This is a genomic window from Ulvibacter sp. 2210JD10-4 (assembly GCF_058148525.1).
The window spans coordinates 159,129-178,829 of the sequence record NZ_JBYVJZ010000002.1 but is presented as its reverse complement, the minus strand read 5'-3'; the positions used below and the strand labels follow the sequence as shown (position 1 = coordinate 178,829).

14 protein-coding genes are annotated in these 19,701 nt (G+C 33.3%); 6 read left to right on the top strand and 8 right to left on the bottom strand.

The window, feature by feature from the left end; translation table 11 throughout:
* Positions 1–3: 3 nt before the first annotated feature.
* From ACY2RT_RS06500 to ACY2RT_RS06475, 6 genes are all read right to left on the bottom strand, one after another.
* Positions 4–2,535, bottom strand: a complete 2,532-nt coding sequence (locus ACY2RT_RS06500; protein WP_490155090.1) for an SH3 domain-containing protein — start codon at positions 2,533–2,535, stop codon at positions 4–6.
* Between the two features lie 129 nt (positions 2,536–2,664).
* On the bottom strand, positions 2,665–3,228 hold the full coding sequence (gene rdgB / locus ACY2RT_RS06495) for an RdgB/HAM1 family non-canonical purine NTP pyrophosphatase (protein WP_490155089.1): 564 nt from the start codon (positions 3,226–3,228) through the stop codon (positions 2,665–2,667).
* A complete protein-coding gene (locus tag ACY2RT_RS06490) occupies positions 3,218–3,943 on the bottom strand; it encodes an endonuclease V (protein ID WP_490155088.1) in 726 nt (241 codons plus the stop codon). Before ACY2RT_RS06490 ends, rdgB begins: the two co-directional genes overlap by 11 nt.
* 10 nt (positions 3,944–3,953) lie before the next feature.
* Entirely contained in the window at positions 3,954–4,586 is a 633-nt protein-coding gene (locus ACY2RT_RS06485) for an ATP-binding protein (protein ID WP_490155087.1), read from the bottom strand.
* 1 nt (position 4,587) lies between these two features.
* Positions 4,588–5,151 (bottom strand): nucleoside-diphosphate kinase, encoded by a 564-nt coding sequence (locus ACY2RT_RS06480; RefSeq protein WP_490155086.1) that lies wholly within the window; start codon positions 5,149–5,151, stop codon positions 4,588–4,590.
* A gap of 35 nt (positions 5,152–5,186) precedes the next feature.
* Complete coding sequence (locus ACY2RT_RS06475; protein WP_490155085.1) at positions 5,187–5,876, bottom strand: hypothetical protein; 690 nt, start codon at positions 5,874–5,876, stop codon at positions 5,187–5,189.
* A 177-nt stretch (positions 5,877–6,053) separates the two neighbouring features.
* Here ACY2RT_RS06475 and ACY2RT_RS06470 point away from each other — a divergent pair, with 177 nt between their 5' ends.
* Both ACY2RT_RS06470 and ACY2RT_RS06465 read left to right on the top strand, forming a co-directional pair.
* Positions 6,054–8,108 (top strand): ATP-binding protein, encoded by a 2,055-nt coding sequence (locus ACY2RT_RS06470; protein ID WP_490155084.1) that lies wholly within the window; start codon positions 6,054–6,056, stop codon positions 8,106–8,108.
* Positions 8,105–8,770 carry a response regulator transcription factor gene (locus ACY2RT_RS06465; protein WP_490155083.1) on the top strand — a complete coding sequence of 222 codons (666 nt, stop codon included), beginning with the start codon at positions 8,105–8,107 and terminating at the stop codon, positions 8,768–8,770. The genes ACY2RT_RS06470 and ACY2RT_RS06465 overlap by 4 nt, the downstream gene beginning before the upstream one ends.
* A 43-nt stretch (positions 8,771–8,813) precedes the next feature.
* On the opposite strand, the gene ACY2RT_RS06460 is transcribed toward ACY2RT_RS06465, so the two are convergent.
* Entirely contained in the window at positions 8,814–8,981 is a 168-nt protein-coding gene (locus ACY2RT_RS06460; protein ID WP_490155082.1) for a hypothetical protein, read from the bottom strand.
* A 208-nt stretch (positions 8,982–9,189) separates the two neighbouring features.
* Between ACY2RT_RS06460 and ACY2RT_RS06455 the strand changes: the two genes are divergently transcribed.
* The 4 genes from ACY2RT_RS06455 to ACY2RT_RS06440 all read left to right on the top strand — a co-directional run bounded on the left by ACY2RT_RS06455 (position 9,190) and on the right by ACY2RT_RS06440 (position 19,131).
* Complete coding sequence (locus tag ACY2RT_RS06455) at positions 9,190–10,416, top strand: DUF2806 domain-containing protein (RefSeq protein ID WP_490155081.1); 1,227 nt, start codon at positions 9,190–9,192, stop codon at positions 10,414–10,416.
* Positions 10,417–10,774: 358 nt separating this feature from the next.
* Positions 10,775–14,272, top strand: a complete 3,498-nt coding sequence (locus tag ACY2RT_RS06450) for a hypothetical protein (protein ID WP_490155080.1) — start codon at positions 10,775–10,777, stop codon at positions 14,270–14,272.
* A 21-nt stretch (positions 14,273–14,293) separates the two neighbouring features.
* The gene (locus ACY2RT_RS06445; RefSeq protein WP_490155079.1) at positions 14,294–18,484 is read left to right on the top strand and encodes a DUF6443 domain-containing protein; all 4,191 of its coding nucleotides are present in this window, start codon (positions 14,294–14,296) and stop codon (positions 18,482–18,484) included.
* 11 nt (positions 18,485–18,495) lie between these two features.
* Complete coding sequence (locus ACY2RT_RS06440) at positions 18,496–19,131, top strand: hypothetical protein (protein ID WP_490155078.1); 636 nt, start codon at positions 18,496–18,498, stop codon at positions 19,129–19,131.
* A gap of 54 nt (positions 19,132–19,185) precedes the next feature.
* Here the strand turns inward: ACY2RT_RS06440 and ACY2RT_RS06435 are convergent, their stop codons facing one another.
* On the bottom strand, positions 19,186–19,665 hold the full coding sequence (locus tag ACY2RT_RS06435) for a JAB domain-containing protein (RefSeq protein ID WP_490155077.1): 480 nt from the start codon (positions 19,663–19,665) through the stop codon (positions 19,186–19,188).
* Between the last annotated feature and the right edge of the window lie 36 nt (positions 19,666–19,701).

The window sequence follows — 19,701 nt, the reverse complement described above, 5'->3', positions numbered from 1 at the left end:
TTTTTAGTTAATTGTGATTTGTTTTGAAGAAGTTTTTGAAGCAAACAGATCATAAGCTTTTGAATAGGTTTTTTTAACTTTATTCAGAGTGCTTCTACATTCAGATTCCGATGAAAATGGACCGATATATGCTGAGTATATTTTTGTGCCACTTAGACTTTTATAATCTGGGATCCATAAATAGTCAGCTTGAAAACCTTTATTTTTAATTTCGATTACTCTTTTTTGGATTTGTGATAGTTCTTTTTTTGCATAAACAGCAATCATATAAAACTCAGTAGAATCTATTTTTCCAATTGAACCAATTTGAGAGTGGTTTATATCTTTGAATTTGGAAAAATTTATAGATTCTTTTGTATTTAAACCCTTTAAAGCTCCTCCGTGAACCCAACCTATAGTCCCATCAATAAGTTCTACTTTATAATAATAGTCTGGGCTGAATACTTTTTTGAAAGTAGCATTGACTTCTTTTTTACCAGCCTCACCTAAATATTTTACTGGTTCGCCTAGTTTAATGGTTGTTAGGATTTCTCCTTTTCTTGTCCCTTTAGCTCGAACATTAAGTTCATCTACCCAGCAATAGTATATGTTGTTTTTTGTAAAATTGGTTTTGGGAGGTTTATTAATTCTGTATACTTCTAAATTTAAAATGTAAGCATTTGTATTATTATTTATACCAAAACCAATTCTTCTTCCATACCATCTATCAAGAGGCATTTCTCCTATATAAAAATCATTGACCGAATATCGAACAATACCGCCCCTTTTTGTAATTTTTAGAGTGTTTATAGCATTACTCTTTTGATTTATTGATGATCCATATTTCCACCCTCCACTTTTCTCAATCCAATTATCATTGCTATTATCCCAATTATTATATCCATATAGAAATCTGCTCTTTGAGATAGCAACGTAGTTAAATGCTCTTTTTGTAGCGCCAAAAAGCACAAAAGTTCCATTATCGAAATTTCCCCTTTGGATTGATGTTATGATTTCAAAGTCATCTCTTCTCTTAATCTTTGGAACATATACAGTACTCAAGACAAATTTATTTTCCCTATACTCATGGTATAAATTGAGACTACCGTTATATAATTTTGCCCCTTTATTCTTATCTCTACCATAGATTTTTTTGCTATCAGAAAATGTAGTCCAGCCACTCGAATTATTTGTAAAATCATCTTCAAATACTAATGTTTTAGAGTCAGTTAATGTCTCTGTTATTATCATATCATTCACTACAGTAAATACTTTATTTATTGGAACTTTCCCAGTTTCTCTAATTATATAACCAATCTTGCAGCCAATAGGAATCTGAACTGAATAGTTTTCTTTGAAGTTAATAGATTGATTTTCATCACCAATACCATAAAAATAGAGAGGGTTATTTCTTCCTTCAATGGATACTGATACTTTCCTTAAAAAATCACTCTTGGGGTAATACTTATTAAATTCATTGATGTCATTACCTCTATTACTAACCAATGCTATAGAATAAAGTTTCTTCTCCCTTAGCTTATGAATTTTATCGTTATCTCCATACTGTGTAAGATAATTGCTATATGCTGATACTGTATCTAACCTTAAAGCCTTTTCATATGCCTTGGACTCTTGAAAAGAGTTATAAACAAAATATGATGCAATGGAAACTATTGTTATGGCTAAAAAAACAAAAATTCCTATTCTGAGTTGCTTAAAACTTATAGATCTCTGAAGTTTCTCAGCTCTTTTGATTAACGATTGAGTTTTCTCTTCATTAAAGTTGGTTTTCTCTAGAACTTCAATTAGTCTTTTGGCCTTTGAAACATTATTAGTTTTTATTATCTGTTCTGTTTGTATAGCCAATATTTTCTGAGAGGCATTAATAGCTTTATCTACTTCATCCATTTTTCGAACATAGTCGCAATTCTCATCCTCCTTTATTTGCATAAGAGTATTGGAGATAGTAGTTAATATTTCATCATATTGCTTATGTTCAATTTTAGTTGTCTTTAATAGTTCAACGGATAATGAATTTTTGATAAAACGAGGAATAATACTGTCCTTTTTTAAATCTTGAACAACTGATTTTGGTATATTAGAAGTTTTGAATAGTTCATTGTACTTAGTTCCAGCCTTTGTTTTATTTTCTATATTTAGTACTTGATGAATAGCTTCATTCATCTTGTTATTTGATAAAAGAATGAAGATATAGTCGAAAACATCATCGTCAGTAAATTCAATTTCAAGAGATTCTAACAATACTAGCGCCTCTGAATGTTTTTCTTCTTTAAGTAGAACCTTTGACAAGTTAAGAGAATACCTACCTCGTTTGCTTTTGGGTATCAAATCAGCATATTTCCTAAAATGTGTAATCCCTTTATTGTACTCCTTAAGTTTTATCAATGTTTTAGAGATAGAGAAGTGTACATCATAAAAGGTTGGGTCGGTTTCAAAAGCTTTCTGATATTGCTCAAGTGCCTCACGAAATAAGTTACTTTGATAAAACTTATTTCCATTATTGAAAAGTACAATTGCTTGACTCTTAGTACTCATAACATTTTGGTTGGGTATATTAGCAAGTAATATAGATTGTTATGAATACAAGGTATGTTTAATTAAAGGCGAGGTCAATACTGGAATTCCCTAATTTAGAATATAATATAGACAATTTTATTGGTGCTTCTATAACTCGTTCTTGTTTAAAAATATTCGAAGTTTCACTAGAGCAATTCTTCTCATTGAAACTGCATTTTTTTCAAGTGAATTCATTTCAGCATATGTTTTTTCATAACCATTAGGAATAAAAATGGTGTCATAACCAAATCCTAAAACCCCTCTTGGTTTATAAGGTAAAAATCCTTTTACTTCTCCCTTAAAAACTCTAACTCCATTTTCATCTGCATATCCAATACAGGTTGAAACACTTGCTTTTCTATTTTTCTTGTTTTGTATAAGATCCAAAATGCCTTTAGTTCCAATAGTATCTAAAAACCAGGAAACTAAAGCTCCAGGCAAGCCATTCAAAGCTTCAATATTCATTGCTGTGTCATCAACAATAATAGGTTTTTTAACTATTTCATATGCTGCCATTGCTTTTGCTTTGGCAACCTCTAAAGGGTCAATCGACTGTATTTCTTGAATGTCAACTGATATAGTTTTCACATTAAAACCAGTAATTTCAGCAATTTCATTTGCTTTATTTTGGTTTCCAGTTGCTACAAAAATTGTTTTTTCTTTATTTTTCATAATCACTTCTTTTTTTGACAAAAGTTTTTTGTTGTTCCCAAAATTGCTTTGCTTCTTTATTTGCTATGTTATGAGCTATCCTTATAGGATATGGAAAATATGAGTTTTCTTTTAATGTTAACTTTCTTATAATTGCAAGAGAATCTTTTATTGAAATCCTATGCCCAGGAGATATATAAAAAGGGTTGAACTTTTTATTCAAACATATTGAATAACCAATACACTTACCATTTTTAGGATGTATGATTTGCGTAGCAAACCTACCTTTCGGAGCAGTACATTTCCCAAATAGATTCATTTTTGTAAGTCCAATAGTTGGCTTATCATAGAGAACTCCAATATGAGATGCTAATCCAAAACCTCTAGGGTGAGCAATCCCTTGTCCATCTAAAAGTATTAAATCGTATTCATGAATTATATTGTCTAAAATTTTACACACTACAGGTCCAACTCTAAAGGCAAGTAATCCAGAAATGTATGGAAAGTCAACTTCCATTTTGCTTATTATCACATCTTTCATACATAGCCCATTGGCATTAAATGGTATGGCTACAGCAAAGGCAGTTTGAGTATTTTCCTCATAAGCAGTTCCTATTGCAAGTCCTTGATTAAATTCATTATTTATAAACTTTGTTTTTAGATTAAGTAAATCTATCAATGTAGATTGTTCTTTACGTGCTTCTTTTCGATCTTTTGTCCAATAAAAACTTGCCATATAAAATGTTTTATGATTTTAAAATAGATTTTAAATTTTGAATTGATTTTTCCAATATATCATTCTCAATTTTTTGAAAACTTAGGATAGGCTTTTTTATAAAATTAAGTTTATTATTAGCTCTTAATAATTCGAAATAGTAGTGTTTAGAATAGAAATTATTTCTTTTTAAATCTAAAACACAATCAGAAGGGATAAGTTCTCTTTTTCTTGTTTTGTCGTCACGACGATGTTCTAAAAGAGTATGCGGGTTAGTATATATCAGTATTACATTAAGCTTTAAATCGTTGTTTAACTCTATTACATCTTTAAAAACATTTTTTGCAAAGTGAAAAATTAAATCTTGTCTTAGTCCTATTCTATATTCATTATTGTAAATTTTTGCTGCAAAATGAGTATCAATAATAACTTTCTCATCCTTCTTTAACGATTCTAATACCGATTCAATCAAATCTTCAATTACATTTTCTTCATAATAAGACCAATCTCCCTTTCTAATATCATCTCTTTTTTCAAGAAGCATATATTTTTTAAAAAAAGTTCCTGTATTATATATTTTATACCCATCTAAAGAGTTAAGTAAAGTAGTTTTACCCACTCCAGCAGCTCCTCCAATGATTGAAATATGTTTAATATTATTCATCTTAAAATTTCACATCTGGAAATATTAAACTTATTTCATATTCAAATGCAAGCATCTCATTTCTCATCTCATCTGGGTCTGATGCATGAATAAGATTAAATACAGGTCGTTTCTCTTCATTTGCTAGGATAGGAGAATCATCAGAAAAGTCAAATCTAATGGTTCCTGGATCAGCTATATTAGGTAATGTGCTACCACAAGCTTTTCTTACTTTTAAAATTGCTTCATTACCTTCTAAGATAGCTGCAATAGTATCATATGAACACATATGTTCTATCAACCACTCTTTCACCATTTTCCCAATTTTAATAGGATTATCAGTGCCTAATCTTTCCATAATATTAGTATGATTAGATTTGTAATTCTTAATTGTTTTAATTCCTACATTTTTAAGCCAGAGATTATTAGAGGGATAAAACTTATTCCATAACTCTCTATCGCCTCTAACTGTCCTTACATGTAAAATGCGAAGCCCCATATCCTCAAATCGAGTGAAAAATTTTCCAACAAGCCCTCTCTTAACCGCATGTGGTTTTATTATTATAAGTGTTCTGTTCATCATCATTAGTTCGATTTTAAGTAAAATCTTATTTATACATTTCACACATATTTCTTAAAAACAGAAAGCATTAATGTATGAGTTTCATTATTTATATGGGTATTCCATGACTTTAGTTTTTCAATCATTTGATCAAAATAAAAAGTTAAGTCGCAAGGGTTTTTATTAATATCTCCTAAATCTTCTCCAAAATCAACAAAGACTACATCTTCTCCTCTGGTGCGAAGACTATAAATAAAACTTTTAAAAGGACGAAAACCTAACCTCAATATGATCGCTAAAGTTGAGGATAGTTTTAAAAGTATTTTTAAGTTAGGCTCTAGTGAATTTTCTAATGTACTTTGTACGGAAAAAGGGATATATTCTTCTAATATAATCCCATCATTATAAGATATTAATTTAGGCGTCTCAATACTATTTTCAGATAAAATAAGTCTTCTACCAATCCATGTTTCTATTATTTTTTCAATGCAAGACTCTGGATTAAAAGCAACACAAGCTTTCATTAAAAATTCATATTTCTTTCTGTTGTTATGTTTTATAAGCCAAAATTTAAAAATATATGTTTCAGCACCTCCTCTAATCCATTTGCCATCTCCCCCTAAATGAAATGATTCCTTCTGACTACTTATCAGATTCAATTTTACTAATGCTTTTATTAAAGAATCTGTGTTCGAAAGACTACAAAGTTCTTTTTCTAAAGTCCATTTATTTTCTTTTTTATTCGTCATATGGTTTAGGAAAAGTAAAGACGAAATTTGATTAAAATTCGTGATATTAGCTTCCGTCATTTTAATTAATATATTTTTTCAAAGATTAGCTTCACATCAAAATATTCCTATACTGGAATTCCCTAAAAATGAATTGGTTAGTTTCTATGAGAATTTATTTCTACTAACTTTACAGTTATGAAATATGGATTTCATTACTCGCTACTTATTTGTTATGTTTTTTGTTGGATGGCTTTAACACCAATGGCAAATGCATTCCATATTTCAGAAAAAAATTACTTCATTACAAATGATACGTTAGTTCAATTAATTCAAAAAGGGCAAAGATTTTCTACAGAAAAGAAGTATGTAAAAGCTATTGAAATTTTTAATGAGGCATTAAAAATTACTTCAGAAAAAAAATTAAACCGTGATGCAAGCTTTATACATAAAAAAATAGGAGGTATTTATTTTAGACAAAAGCAGTTTGAAAAATCTAAATACTTCTATTTGAAGAGCATCTCGAGTGACTCTCTTTCAAAAAGTGCTGCCGATTCACACTTTAATTTAGCCTTGATCTATAGAAAACAAAAGGAGTTCGATGGCCTAATGTTTTATTTACATCAATCACTACAATTATATGAAGCACTTGAAGATTCTGAAGATAAATTTGGAACTTTTTTGAAATCAGGAATCATTCTCAAAAATAGTGGGAATTATGATTCAGCAATTACTTACTTATTGAAAGCCTATGATGGATTTGATAAACTTGAAAATAAATCAAAGAAGGCAAGTGTTTGTAATGCGATTGCTGCTACACAACGCCTCCTGAATAATTTAGAAATTGCTAAGCAATATTATAAAGAAGGATTGAGTATTAGGGAAGAAATAGGAGATAGCACTAAACTAGCTAACGGATATAATAATTTAGCAAACCTCTATAAAACGCAAAAAAAATATGATTCTGCTTCAGTATTCTATTTCAAAGCAATAAGAATTCAGAATCAAATACATTCAATAAAAGATCTTGGGAAATATTATTACAATCTAGGGACAGTAAATTATTTGAACAAGAATTTAAGCTTAGCAGAACAATACTATAAACTATCCTTATTCTATAAAAAAAAAGAAGGAGATAGCATTTCTTTTACGAACTCTTTTAAAGAGCTAGCTATGATAGCAGTTGAAAAAAAACAGTATCATCTAGCCAAAAAATATTTAGATTCTGCAGAAACGTTTTTAGATGTTAATCAGAATAAAGATGTATTGTTAAGGTTTTATAATGTAAAATCAGATTACTTTGAATCTATTGGAGATTTTGAAAACTCTTTAGATTATAAAAAGAGATATATACAATTGTATGAAAATCTCTTTAAAGAGCGACAAGCAAAAGAGATACAGGAATTACAAGAACAGTTTGAAAGTAAACAAAAGGTTCAAAAAATACGAGAGCTTACAGAAGGGAATAATTCTCAAAAAAAGATTATTAGTCAGCAAGAAGAGAGTCTCCGAGTAAAAAACCTGTTGTTATTGATCTCTTTAATTCTGGTTTTACTGGCTGTGGCTATATATTTTCTCCTCAAACAAAAGCAAAAGACAAAAATGAAAGATCTAGAGGTTCATCGTTTAGAATCCATTTTCAAAGGACAAGAAACCATAAAAGAAAAGATAAGTAATGATCTACATGATATAGTTACTACCAGTTTTGATGGGGTAAGGCTCAAAATACTAGCTCTTCCGAAAGCTAAAAGCCCTAACATTATTAGTGAAGCTATTGTAAAAGATATTGCCGAAATCAATAATCAAATACGACTTATCTCACATAGACTTTCTCCTTTAGGGAATAAGATAAAAGACTCTCTTTTAACTGATATTATAATAGCCCAATTGACAGAATTTCAATACTACCGGAAAGTGTTCGTTAACGTCCAATTGCCTTTGCCTGAAGAGATAAATAGTTTTACATTGGAATCACAAACAAACTTATATGGAATCATATTAGAGACCTTGAACAATATTGATAAACATTCCCAAGCAACGGAAGTGGTAATTAATCATCAAAAAGAAAAAGATTTCATAAACCTCGTTATTTCTGACAATGGAATTGGTTTTCAAGACAAAGACAAAAATGGGGTTGGATTGTTAAATATGAAGCAACGAGCACTTCTTTTGAATGGTGAGTGTAAGGTTATGAGTTTAGATTCTGGGACAACTATTGCCGTGAACTTCCCAATAAAATTAAATTTAAAATGAAAAAGATAAATATATTAATTGTAGAAGATCATCTTGGTTTTGCACAAGGTATGCAGCTTCTCATTGCACAACACCAAAGGGTAAATGAGATTTATATTGTAAATGATTTTCAAGGAGCTCTTAATTCATTGAAAACAAAAACAATAGATATTGTAATACTCGATCTTAATTTTGAAACTAATGAGTACGATGGATTTATAATAGCCAATAAGGTTAAACAACTCTACCCAGATATTAAGATTATGATACTTACTCAGCACGCTAAAAATAGTCATCATGATCGTTTATTCAACGAATGCAAGGTAGATGCCTATTTAGATAAGAAATTAGGAGTTGAAGAAACCTATCATGCAATTGATGAGGTTATGAAAGGTGAAAAGTATATTGACTATAGTATTGAAGAAATGCTTGAAATTGAGGGATGGATGAAAATATCTGACCGAGAAAATGAAGTAATCAAGTATTTAATTCAGGGGCTTACTCAAAAGGAAATTGCTGATAAGATGTATATTGTTCCAAAGACTGTAGAAGTCCACGTCAGAAATTTATTTAAAAAATTTAATGTAAAAAACTCAGTTGAATTAATAGCAAAATATATGAAATACAAAAATGCTAACAGAGACAACCCTGATGATACAACACCTCCATTTAAAGAAATATAGTCCAAAGTAATTCGTCAATTGCTTTGGACTATGGAACTAAGGATTAGTTATTAGGTTCTATTTCATCCTCTTCCCCGCCTTCATCAGAGTTAGGATCACCTGTTGCCATTTCCTGTTGTTCAGTTGTTGTATCCACGATACGTTCGGGAGTACATGAAATTGTTCCTAGTAAAAGAAACAAACCGAAAAATAAAACATGAATTGCTTTCATTTGGTACATTTTATCTCCAGTACTTGACATTCTAGAAGGTCGAGTCCAGAGGTTAAATTGAATGTACCTTGCGCAAGGTTCGAAGCTTGACTAATCGGTGCTAGCTGTCAAACTTGGAACTAAAGTATAGTGATATTAAGCAGTAACAATAAAGGCATACAACCTTTAAAGCTTTTGAAGAATTTTGATAGACCAATAATTATTATGTATGAAGTATTTTAAGAGTAAATTAAAGGATGGGGAGTTGCCAGGACTTATCTTTTTCCTAATCCAACTACTGAAGTATCATTTTAAATCAGACTATGAAAAATTAGAGAATAAAGAAATCCAAAGATTCCTTGATGAAGGAGATACATCAGAGAATAAACAAAAAGCAATTACTATTGAACCTGTGAAGAGTATGTTTGAACTCCTCAGTTATGATACTGGATATAGGCCTCTTTATACGAGTATAGAATTTTTGCTTCATATTTATCTTGAGGAGGAGATTTCGTTTAAGCAATATCTAAATAAAAATAAAAATTATATTGATTCTTATTTTCAATCTCTCGATTATCTTATTTTAGAGGTAAACCCAGAAAAAGAAAGTTCTTCTTTATCCACATATGCGAATCAAATTCTTCATTTAGGTACTGACACACAAGGGCTTCAAATTAATTTAAACCAAGGAGCTGTCAGGAAAATATTAGAATCGGTAGCGTTTAAATTTGGTGATTTATTATCGAATGAACTTATCGAAAGCCCTAAAATTAGGTCGGAGGTTTATAGCAGTCGTATACAAGAGCGTTTGAATCTAACTGAGGAGAGGCGGCAGGAAAATTCTGAAAATATTATTGTAAAGGCAATTGAATTTGGAAAAACATTCAAACCTTCAAAAAATCCAGTTGACCCAGATTGGATTTCTGAGTTCTTTAATATATGTCAAGATTGCTCAAATGAAAAACTACAGTACTTATGGGCATCAATGCTAGCAAATGAAATTGACAAACCTGGTGCTTTTTCAAGAAGAGCACTTCATACAATTAAAGTTTTTGGCATTGATGAAGCAAAAATTTTTACGCTTTTATGTAGCTGTTTATGGCAAATTCATCCTGGAGAAACGAGAGAGGACATGGTTTTAATTAAGAATGCTGATAAACAGGGTTTCTATTCAGATAGCACATGGGGATTTGACAGTGTTTTGTTAAGACATCTTGAGGATCTCGGACTTATTCATGATACCTTTATGACTCTGTACAAAGGAAAAACTTACAAAATTTCCTATTTTGATAATCATCATGAATTAAAGTCTGAAACAAAAAATTTTGAAATGGAGTTTATTTGTCTTTCAAAAGTAGGGTCAGAAATTTATAATGTCGTTATGAAAATGGAAAATGAAGAATACTATCAACATACACTAGAATATCTACGTAATAGTGATCTCCTGAAACATTAATGTAATTGGTTTGGAGAATACTATAAAAGTTGAGAAGGAATTTCTAAAATATCTATAGACTTAGTTTAGAATAGAATTTGTAAGTTCGTTTCTCGATTCTCTTTAGCTCTCTAATGTTGATATAAAGGTTATTTTATTAAGAAAACCTTAGATTATCTATTGTTTTATTTTTGAAATGGATTAAGAATTTTATTAAACTATATAATCCATTTATGATATTTATCATATTTTTTTGTAAAAAAATAGATAACTTTGAAACTCTCCCCGTTGAATTAAAATAACATAACACTAATGTTAAGGTGCTATGCCTTGGCTATTATTGGTATTGTTTTGTAGTACATTTTAAAACCTCATTTCTATGAAAAACCTTCTTCTTTTTTCAGCTTTGCTGTTATGCAGTTTTCTTTCTTTTTCACAAATAACCCTTGGAGAATCTCACCTCCCTATTGTCCCGCAAACTCCTGATGTTGCTTCAATTATGAAGTACGAGGAAGTTCCGGTATCTAAAAATTCCGGGATTCCTCAAATTGGAATTCCTATTTTGACCATTCCTTTAGATGATATTTCAGTACCTGTTCGACTGAGTTATCACTCAGGAGGTGTTCGTGTAAGTGAGATAGCTCCCTGGACAGGACAGGGATGGAATATTATTGCCGGAGGGAGTATCACCCGAACGGTTCGACATTTAAGTGACGACCATCAGTACGGGTACATCAGAACCCCTTTTACTACCTCGGAAATTTATGATGCGTGTGTTAATGGAAATGGTAACTGTGTCGATATAACCAATACCAGAATCAGAAACCAAACCCTGGATTTTGAACCGGATGTCTTCAGTTATTCTGCTCCCGGAATCTCCGGAAAATTTATGTTCAACCAAGTACGGGATACCAATAATCCATATGGAGAAATAAAGTCTTTTCCTAAAACGGATAACAAGATAACTGCATCTTTCAATACGTATCACAATATTACCTCCTGGGATATTACCGACACCAATGGGAACGTATATCATTTTATTGAAGGTAATATTCTCAGTACAACGGATTCTTATACACTGGAGTCAATTGGAAACCTCCCGCAGGATTACCCTTTTGAACCTGTTACCCCCAGTTATACCCAGACATGGAATCTCTCAAAGATAACTACCTATTCCGGAGAAGAGATCACTTTTAGCTACTATTCGGCAGATTCTTATACGGATTGTACTTTTTCCGGACAATCCAACGCACACACTGTACCATCTGGTCAGGCTGATAATCTTAAAACAACTTATGTAGAATCATCGGGGACATCAAGACAGTTATATTCTATTAGCGGAGATTTTGGACATATTAACTTTATTCGGTCAAGTGTAACTAGAGAGGACTATCCCAATGGAAGATCTTTAAAATACATCCAAGTTTTTAATAGCGAAGATGCTTTGGTCAGAAAGTATGATCTAAACTATTCCTATACTACAGCAGCTAGTTATCCAAGCTATAATATATATGGTTGTGCAGGAAATGGGACAGGCACCTATTTATATCATTCAAACAATCAGTCTGCATATCTGCCTTATATGAAAAGAATGTTCCTGGATGAAGTGGTTGTTTTTGATAATAGTTCACAAGAGAGTTATAAATATACCTTTGATTATTATAATGACAATCCACTGCCACACCGAAACTCTTACGCCCAGGATTTTTGGGGCTATTACAATGGAGCCAATAATAATAACACCTTGCTCTTTAATTATTCTAAAAAATATACAAACTACCCCTATCGCCACATCGAACAGGATTATGCTCAATCGGGTCTGCTCAAGAAAATCACCTACCCGGAAGGGGGCTCTACCAAGCTTATCTATGAGAACAACAGGGCAACTACAGTAACCGGAAACGCCTTTGGCTTCCGCCTGGTTCCTTCAGATGAAAAAGTAATTAATTTTCATTCACAAAATGATACTTATGAATATACAACTCTAAATTCATATAGATACTACACATATAGAAAACCACTTATTTTGAACGGACGAACCTTTATTCTCGATAGTGAAATGGAAGGTTTGACTTTGCAGAGAAGAGCGGTCTTTTACTATGCTATTGATCAGGCAATTGATGATAGCGGACACTTCGCTAACATTTGTTTTACCGACCCCAATAGCCTTCCCAATGGTGGAGAATGTTCCTACTGGTTAACCATAAGAAAAACAACTTTAGACCCTGAAGCATATGACAGTGAGGATGACATTAACATGAGTAATATTACCTACGATACAAATTTTACTCCCCTTGATAATTTACTCAGTGATGATACTGAAGAGAGTCGTTTTCTTCCTACCGGAGTTTATGTTTTGGAGTTTATTATTAGAAACGATACAAGTCCCCCACCAGGAGGCCCTTTTTTTGAAATTGATGATGACCTGGTAACTTTCGATGTTACATGCAGAGTTGCTAAAGATGAGATCAACTTCTATGATAGTTACAGAGAAGTTGAAATACCTGTTGGGGGCCAACGCATAAAGAAAATTGAAGAATATACCGATGCAACTACCCTCGCTAAAGTAAGGGAGTATAAATATGTTATGGAGGACTCTGTAAAGACAAGCGGAAGGGTCCTAAGAGTACCCTACTTTATTTCCAGAAATCAGGGAAGTATTAGTGAGTCTTCCATGTCGGCTGTTCCTTTGATCACCACCAGTGCAGGGAATGTTAATTACAGAAGAGTTACCGAGGATTTTGTAGATAAAAATAACAGTAATATAAAGCTTACGGGGATTAGCACGTATCGATACTATGAATTGCCAGAAATTTATAAAAGTCCTATGGTTCCCTTTATGGAAGATTGGCGGTATAACGCAGACCTTAAAAGTGAAGTACCCTTAAAATCTTTAACTGAGAAAGCATACAATGACAATTTTGTATGGATGAATCCGGCTGATCTCTCATCCTTCCACTATGCTATACTCCCTCCGACAACAGCAGTACCCTACAGGTTTTCTCTAATGGAAAATTTGCTGATAGACTTTTTCAACACCAACTATACATATACAGGAACAGATTTTTATAAACTCCAATATGGACATTTAGCCCAAACTTATGAAGTAGAAAAAACATATTATAATGATGATGTGAACAGGGTTGTTACTAAGCAGACAAATTATAACTATGATAACGCTTCTTATTTACAGCCCACCAGTATAGAGACAACGATCAATAATAATGAAAAAACCATCAAGAAGTTCTACTATCCCCATGATCTTGTTGGATCAGGGGAAGCCTTTGCCCAAAACCTCATTAATGAGAACAGGGTTAGAACCCTCTTAAAGGAAGAAACCTACGTACAGGAAGGAACAGATCCAATGGAACTACTCAGTACCCAGAAGATAGACTATAAAAATTCCAATGGCCTGATACTGCCAGATAAACTTAAAACCTCCAAAGAGGCAGGTTCATTAGATACCCGTTTGGTATTTAATAGTTATGATGATGACGGAAACCTTCTTGATTCATCCAAGCCAAATGGCGTACACACCAGCTACATTTGGGGATATAATGGACAGTATTTAGTTGCAAAAGTAGAAAATGCCACCTATGCCCAGGCAACTGCTGCCGGGATTGGCCTTAATATGACCACCATCGACGATCCGGCAACGGAAGCTGCTTTGCAAACGGAACTAAATAAGATACGAAGTGGCTTACCCGATGCCCAGGTTACTACCTATACGTATAAACCACTTGTTGGGGTAAGTACCATTACAGACCCAAAAGGTTATCAGGTGAAGTACAAATATGATACCGATGGGAGGTTAGAATTCATAGAAGATGCCGATGGCAACCTATTGAGTAAAAATGAATACCACTATAAAGACTAATAACTAAAAAAAGTAAGAACCATGAAAAAACTATTGATATTCATATTCGTGTTGTTACCAGTTTTAGTTATTGGACAGACAACCACAGAGAACTATGTCAAAACAACAGCCTATCAAACTGAAACCACTGATGGAAATGTTACTGATGATAACAAAATAGAAACCATTACCTATTATGATGGTATAGGAAGACCCATACAAAGTATTGCACAGAGAGCAGGTGGAGATCGTGAAGATCTTGTTACTCCAGTTGAATATGATGGTTTGGGTAGACAGCCCAAGGACTATTTACCACTACCTGTTACTCCAAATAGCGGGAACTTTTATGTTCCTCAAACAGGCACCATTTATAGTGAGTTAAAAACCTTTTATAAGACTAAATTCCCAGATGATTTTTATCAACCTCCCGGACATACTCCGGATTGGGACAATCCATTTTCTGAAAAGATATTTGAAAATTCACTTCTGGGTAGAGTATCAGAGCAAGGAGCACCGGGAATGGACTGGCGAGCACAGTATGGAGGAGAACATACCATCAAATATGATTATGACACGAACCTGACAAGTGAGGTTATTAGTTTTTCAGTAGACCTTTCAAACAATACACCACAATTAGAATCCAATGGTTATTACCCGGCACATGAATTACATAAAAGAAGAGTTAAAGATGAAAATTGGCTCGCTGCCGATGGAATTTATGGCATTACCTATCAATACACCAATAAGCGTGGACAGGTGGTTTTAAAAAGAAGTTCTGTTTTTGATCCAAACAGAACACCTCAGGATCCTAACTATCATGATACGTATTATGTCTATGATGATCATGGAAATCTCACCTTTGTACTCTCACCTGAGGGCTCAGAACAGATTGTAGGTAGTGGAGGAGCTCTTGTTACGGGACACCAGACCATTCTCGATAAATTGTGCTACCAGTATAAATACGATGACAGAAATCGGTTAACTGATAAGAAACTACCGGGAAAAGAAGAGGAATTTATACTCTATGATGCTTTGGACAGACCTGTCATTACTCAGGATGCTAATCTAAGAGATAGTGATCAATGGCTCTTTACCAAATACGATGATTTTGGACGAGTGGTCTATACAGGAATCTTTACGGATGTTAATGGAACCAAACGCTCTGATATGGAAACGACTTTAAAGGCACCTACCTATACCAGTGAAGAGAGAACCGTAACCGCCACTTCTATTGGAGGCACTAATGTATATTATACCAACTTTGCCTATCCTACAGTTGACCTGCAAGTACTTACGGTAAACTACTATGATGATTATGTAGATATGGGTAACAGTATGGGAACCATAAGCCTTCCAGTTTCGTCCTATGGGGAAACTATTTCTAGTGATACCAAAGGATTGCCGACAGTGAGCAGGGTACGTGTGTTGGGCACAAGTGACTGGACCGTTACGGCTACCGGCTATGATGATAAAGGACGTGCTATTTACACTCGTTCTTTGAATGAATACCTGGATGCTGATGATATTGTAAGAATAGATCTTGATTTTACGGGGAAGGTTATTGAAACTACTACTACCCACAAGATGGGAGATAATCCTATTTTGTATATTTATGATTATTTTTCCTATGACCATATAGGACGACTTAAATCCCACACCCAAAAACTGGACAACGAACCCATACAACTCATCTCTGAGAATACCTATGATGAATTAGGTCAACTGGAACGCAAAGATGTGGGAGGGGAAACCTATGTGCTTGGTTATACAGAGATCACCAATGCCGATATGACCTATGATGGCAAACTGGTTAAGAATACCTCCACCAATGCCTGGGATGCAGGAGCCAAGACCAAGGGAGAACTTCTGGAAGACGGAGGGGTGAGTTATGTGATCTCAACTGATGACAAGATCACACAGGTTGGTTTGCAAAAAACGACCAATGGAGGGGGTTGGAACTCCTATGACTTTGGTATTTATCATTCTGACCAGGATACCAATTCCGATAATCTAAAAGATGTAAAACTGATCAAAAATGGCGTATTACAATCCACGGTTGTAGCAGGGTATGAGGCCGATGATACATTCTCTGTAGAACGGGTCGGTAGCTTGATCACCTATAAAAAAGGAAGTGTAACCATTGGAACGATAACTGATACCGGTGGAGAGAGTACCATGATAGGAAAAGCGTCTTTATATCACAGTACGGCACAGATCGAAGATTTTACTTTATTTGGTACTGACCTGGATAAGAAATTGCAAAACGTAGATTATCTCTATAACGTACGGGGCTGGCTTACCGACATCAATGACGTAGAAAGTGCTGGTTATGGGGCCAATTATGATTTGTTCGAATTCAGGATCAATTACAATAAATTGGAAGGAAACGCTTCAGGGGATAAACTATACAATGGTAATATTGCACAAACCTTATGGAAAAGTGCGACCGATGATAATGATACGAATATACGCAGTTATGCTTATGGGTATGATGACCTCAACCGTATTAAAACAGCCACAGGCTATAAAGGCACAACACTGGCACTCATGGCAGCTAATGATAAACATGATCTAAGTAACCTGGACTATGACCAAAATGGAAACATTCTAAGCCTGATCAGAAAAGGGCGTGATGAAAATGGTAGTACCAGTGGTGAGTGGGATGACTTAACCTATACCTATGACACTAATAGTAACCAACTTAAAAAGGTAGATGATGCTGCAGGTGATGGAGCTACCCTAAAAGCTTTAGGCTTTAATGACGGATATACAGGGGCAATAGACTTTGAATACGATGACAACGGTAATATGACCAAGGATGAGAACAAGAATATTACGGCTATTACCTATAACCATTTAAACCTTCCAACCCTTATCACTGTGAATAACGGAACAACTGCTACCATTGGGTTTGTCTATGATGCTACCGGTGTGAAATTACAAAAAACACTAACCGATGGAGGAGCTACAAGTACGTATTATGCTGGGAACTATGTATATTCCGGAAGTGATTTAGCTTCTGCCGAGTTACAATTTTTTGGTCATCCTGAAGGTTATGTAAAGCCAGTGATAGAAACTCAACAGGTAAAAGGGTCAACGAACGGTGTAACTACTTATAGTGCATTTGAATATGTCTTTCAATACAAAGATCATTTAGGAAATATAAGACTGTCTTATGCAGACAGCAACCTGGATGGTGCTATCACCCCATCTTCTGAGATCATTGAAGAATCTAATTACTATCCATTTGGACTCAAACAAAAAGGGTATAATGATGTTGTTTCTCCTCATGGAAGTTCACTTGCACAAAATAGAAAGTATAATGGAAAGGAACTCAATCAGGAGCTTGAACTTGACTGGACAGATTATGGCTGGAGAAATTTTGATGCCTCATTAGGTAGATGGGTGGGAATAGATAATATGGCAGAAAAATATGTTTCAAATTCACCTTATCACTATGCTGATAATAATCCAATAAGAAATTATGATATTGATGGAAATGAATTTACTGATGCTGCCTGGGAATGGGTTCGCAGAATAATGAGAGATATTGATAACAGGCAAAATAGAAATAATGAAAGAAATACAGAAGAACAAGAAGTCTTAGATCAATTGATGGAAAGTGGACAAGGAGATAGTAAAAAAGCAAGTAGAATTCGAAATAGAATTAAACGTAGAAATAATCAAAACTCAGAACTCGGGTCAGTAAAAGATGAAATTGCAATATTAGAAGCTTCAGATCAAGTATATGATGTTATTACTGATAGCGGTGGAACGCAAAGAGATTTGATAGGCAATCGTACAATAACAAATAAAACTAGATATAATTTTCAAAATGGGAATGTTGAAATTACTGTTTCTAGTGGAACAGATTTAGGGCTATTCGCTCACGAATTAAAACATGCTTATCAGTTTGAAACAGGTAATACAAGTCTAGGAGCTAAAGGGGCCTGGGGAGGTATATTCTTACTTGATAAAATGGATGAGCTAGAAGGATATAAAAGAGCCAGATTATTCGGTGAAAACAATAGTATAATGAGAATTGCCGACTTACCACAAGGATACTTGAGCCTACCTACTGGCCCATTGAGTATAAGTAATCATGTTGAAATACAAAAAACTTTAAAATCAAATTCTTCTCCAGCTATTAAAAATGCTACATTTAATAGTTATTCTAGATATTATCGTCAGGCATTTAGAGTTAATGGAAGGACATATAATGGTAGTAATTAAAAAATAAAAAGATGAAAATAATTTTAAAAGTGTTTATTATATGTTTCTTATGGAACTGCTCAAGTTCTCAAAAGAAAATTATAGGAACTTATGAAAATCAAATACCTCCAAATTTTAGCAGTGTTACGCTTAATGAGGATGATAGTTTCCAATATTCAATTCATCAAGATATGATTGGAGACATGACTGTTACTGGTATCTGGAGTGTAAATGTCGATACGATCTACTTAAATTTCAAAGACATTCCTCCAAAATTAATTAAGGGATCAATGGAATTAGAATCCTTAAATAGCCGTCAAAGTGACTCTATATTCATTCAAGTTTTAGACAATAGTGGAGAAGTTATGATAGGAAGAACACTATTTGTTGATGAAGAAGAACATTTTATCCTAAATGAAGAAGGAAAAATTTTTATAAAACCTAAACACATTAAAAAACTAGGTTTTAAAAATGTTAGTAGCAATGATGTTATTTCGTTAGATATTAACAAGCTTATTGATAGTAATATCAAGGTTAATGTTCAACCTAATATTGAACGTGCTATTATTTATGATATGTTACCAAGCAAATTAGTTTTTAAAAATGGAGAGCTATTTTTTCACAAAGATGGTAAGACAGATTTTCGGTATCCCTATTTAAAAAAATAGACTTATTAAAAGGAAAAATATATCCTCATTTTTGAACATATTTAAATACCCTACCTAATACGGTAGGGTATTTTCATCAGAAAAGGAGTAAAATCCATTACTGGCTATTATTATATGATCAAGCAGTTCAATATCTAATATCTTAGCCATCTTTTGTAACCTTTTAGTCATCTGTCTATCTTGTTCAGATGGTTTTAGGTTTCCGCTCGGGTGATTATGACTTACAATTAAGGCACTGGTGTTTGTTGTGATTGCCAAAGCAAATATTTCTTTAGTGTTGACTGCAACTCCAACAGTGCTACCTTTCCCGATTTCTGAAAAATAAAGTACCTCATTCATTCGGTTCATCAAGAGTACCCAGAAGTACTCCTTGTAGTCTATGATGTCTTGATCAACGAGTTCAAGAATCAGTTCATAGGCATGCTGTGAACTCATAATTTTTGGAATAGTATCATAGATGGGACGTCGGTAAACAATGCTAACTTCATACAGCTCAGTGACCTTCATAGGCTTTTCTTTCTTTATTGTTTTCATTATTCTAATGTTTTTGATTTAGCATTAGTATTGCCT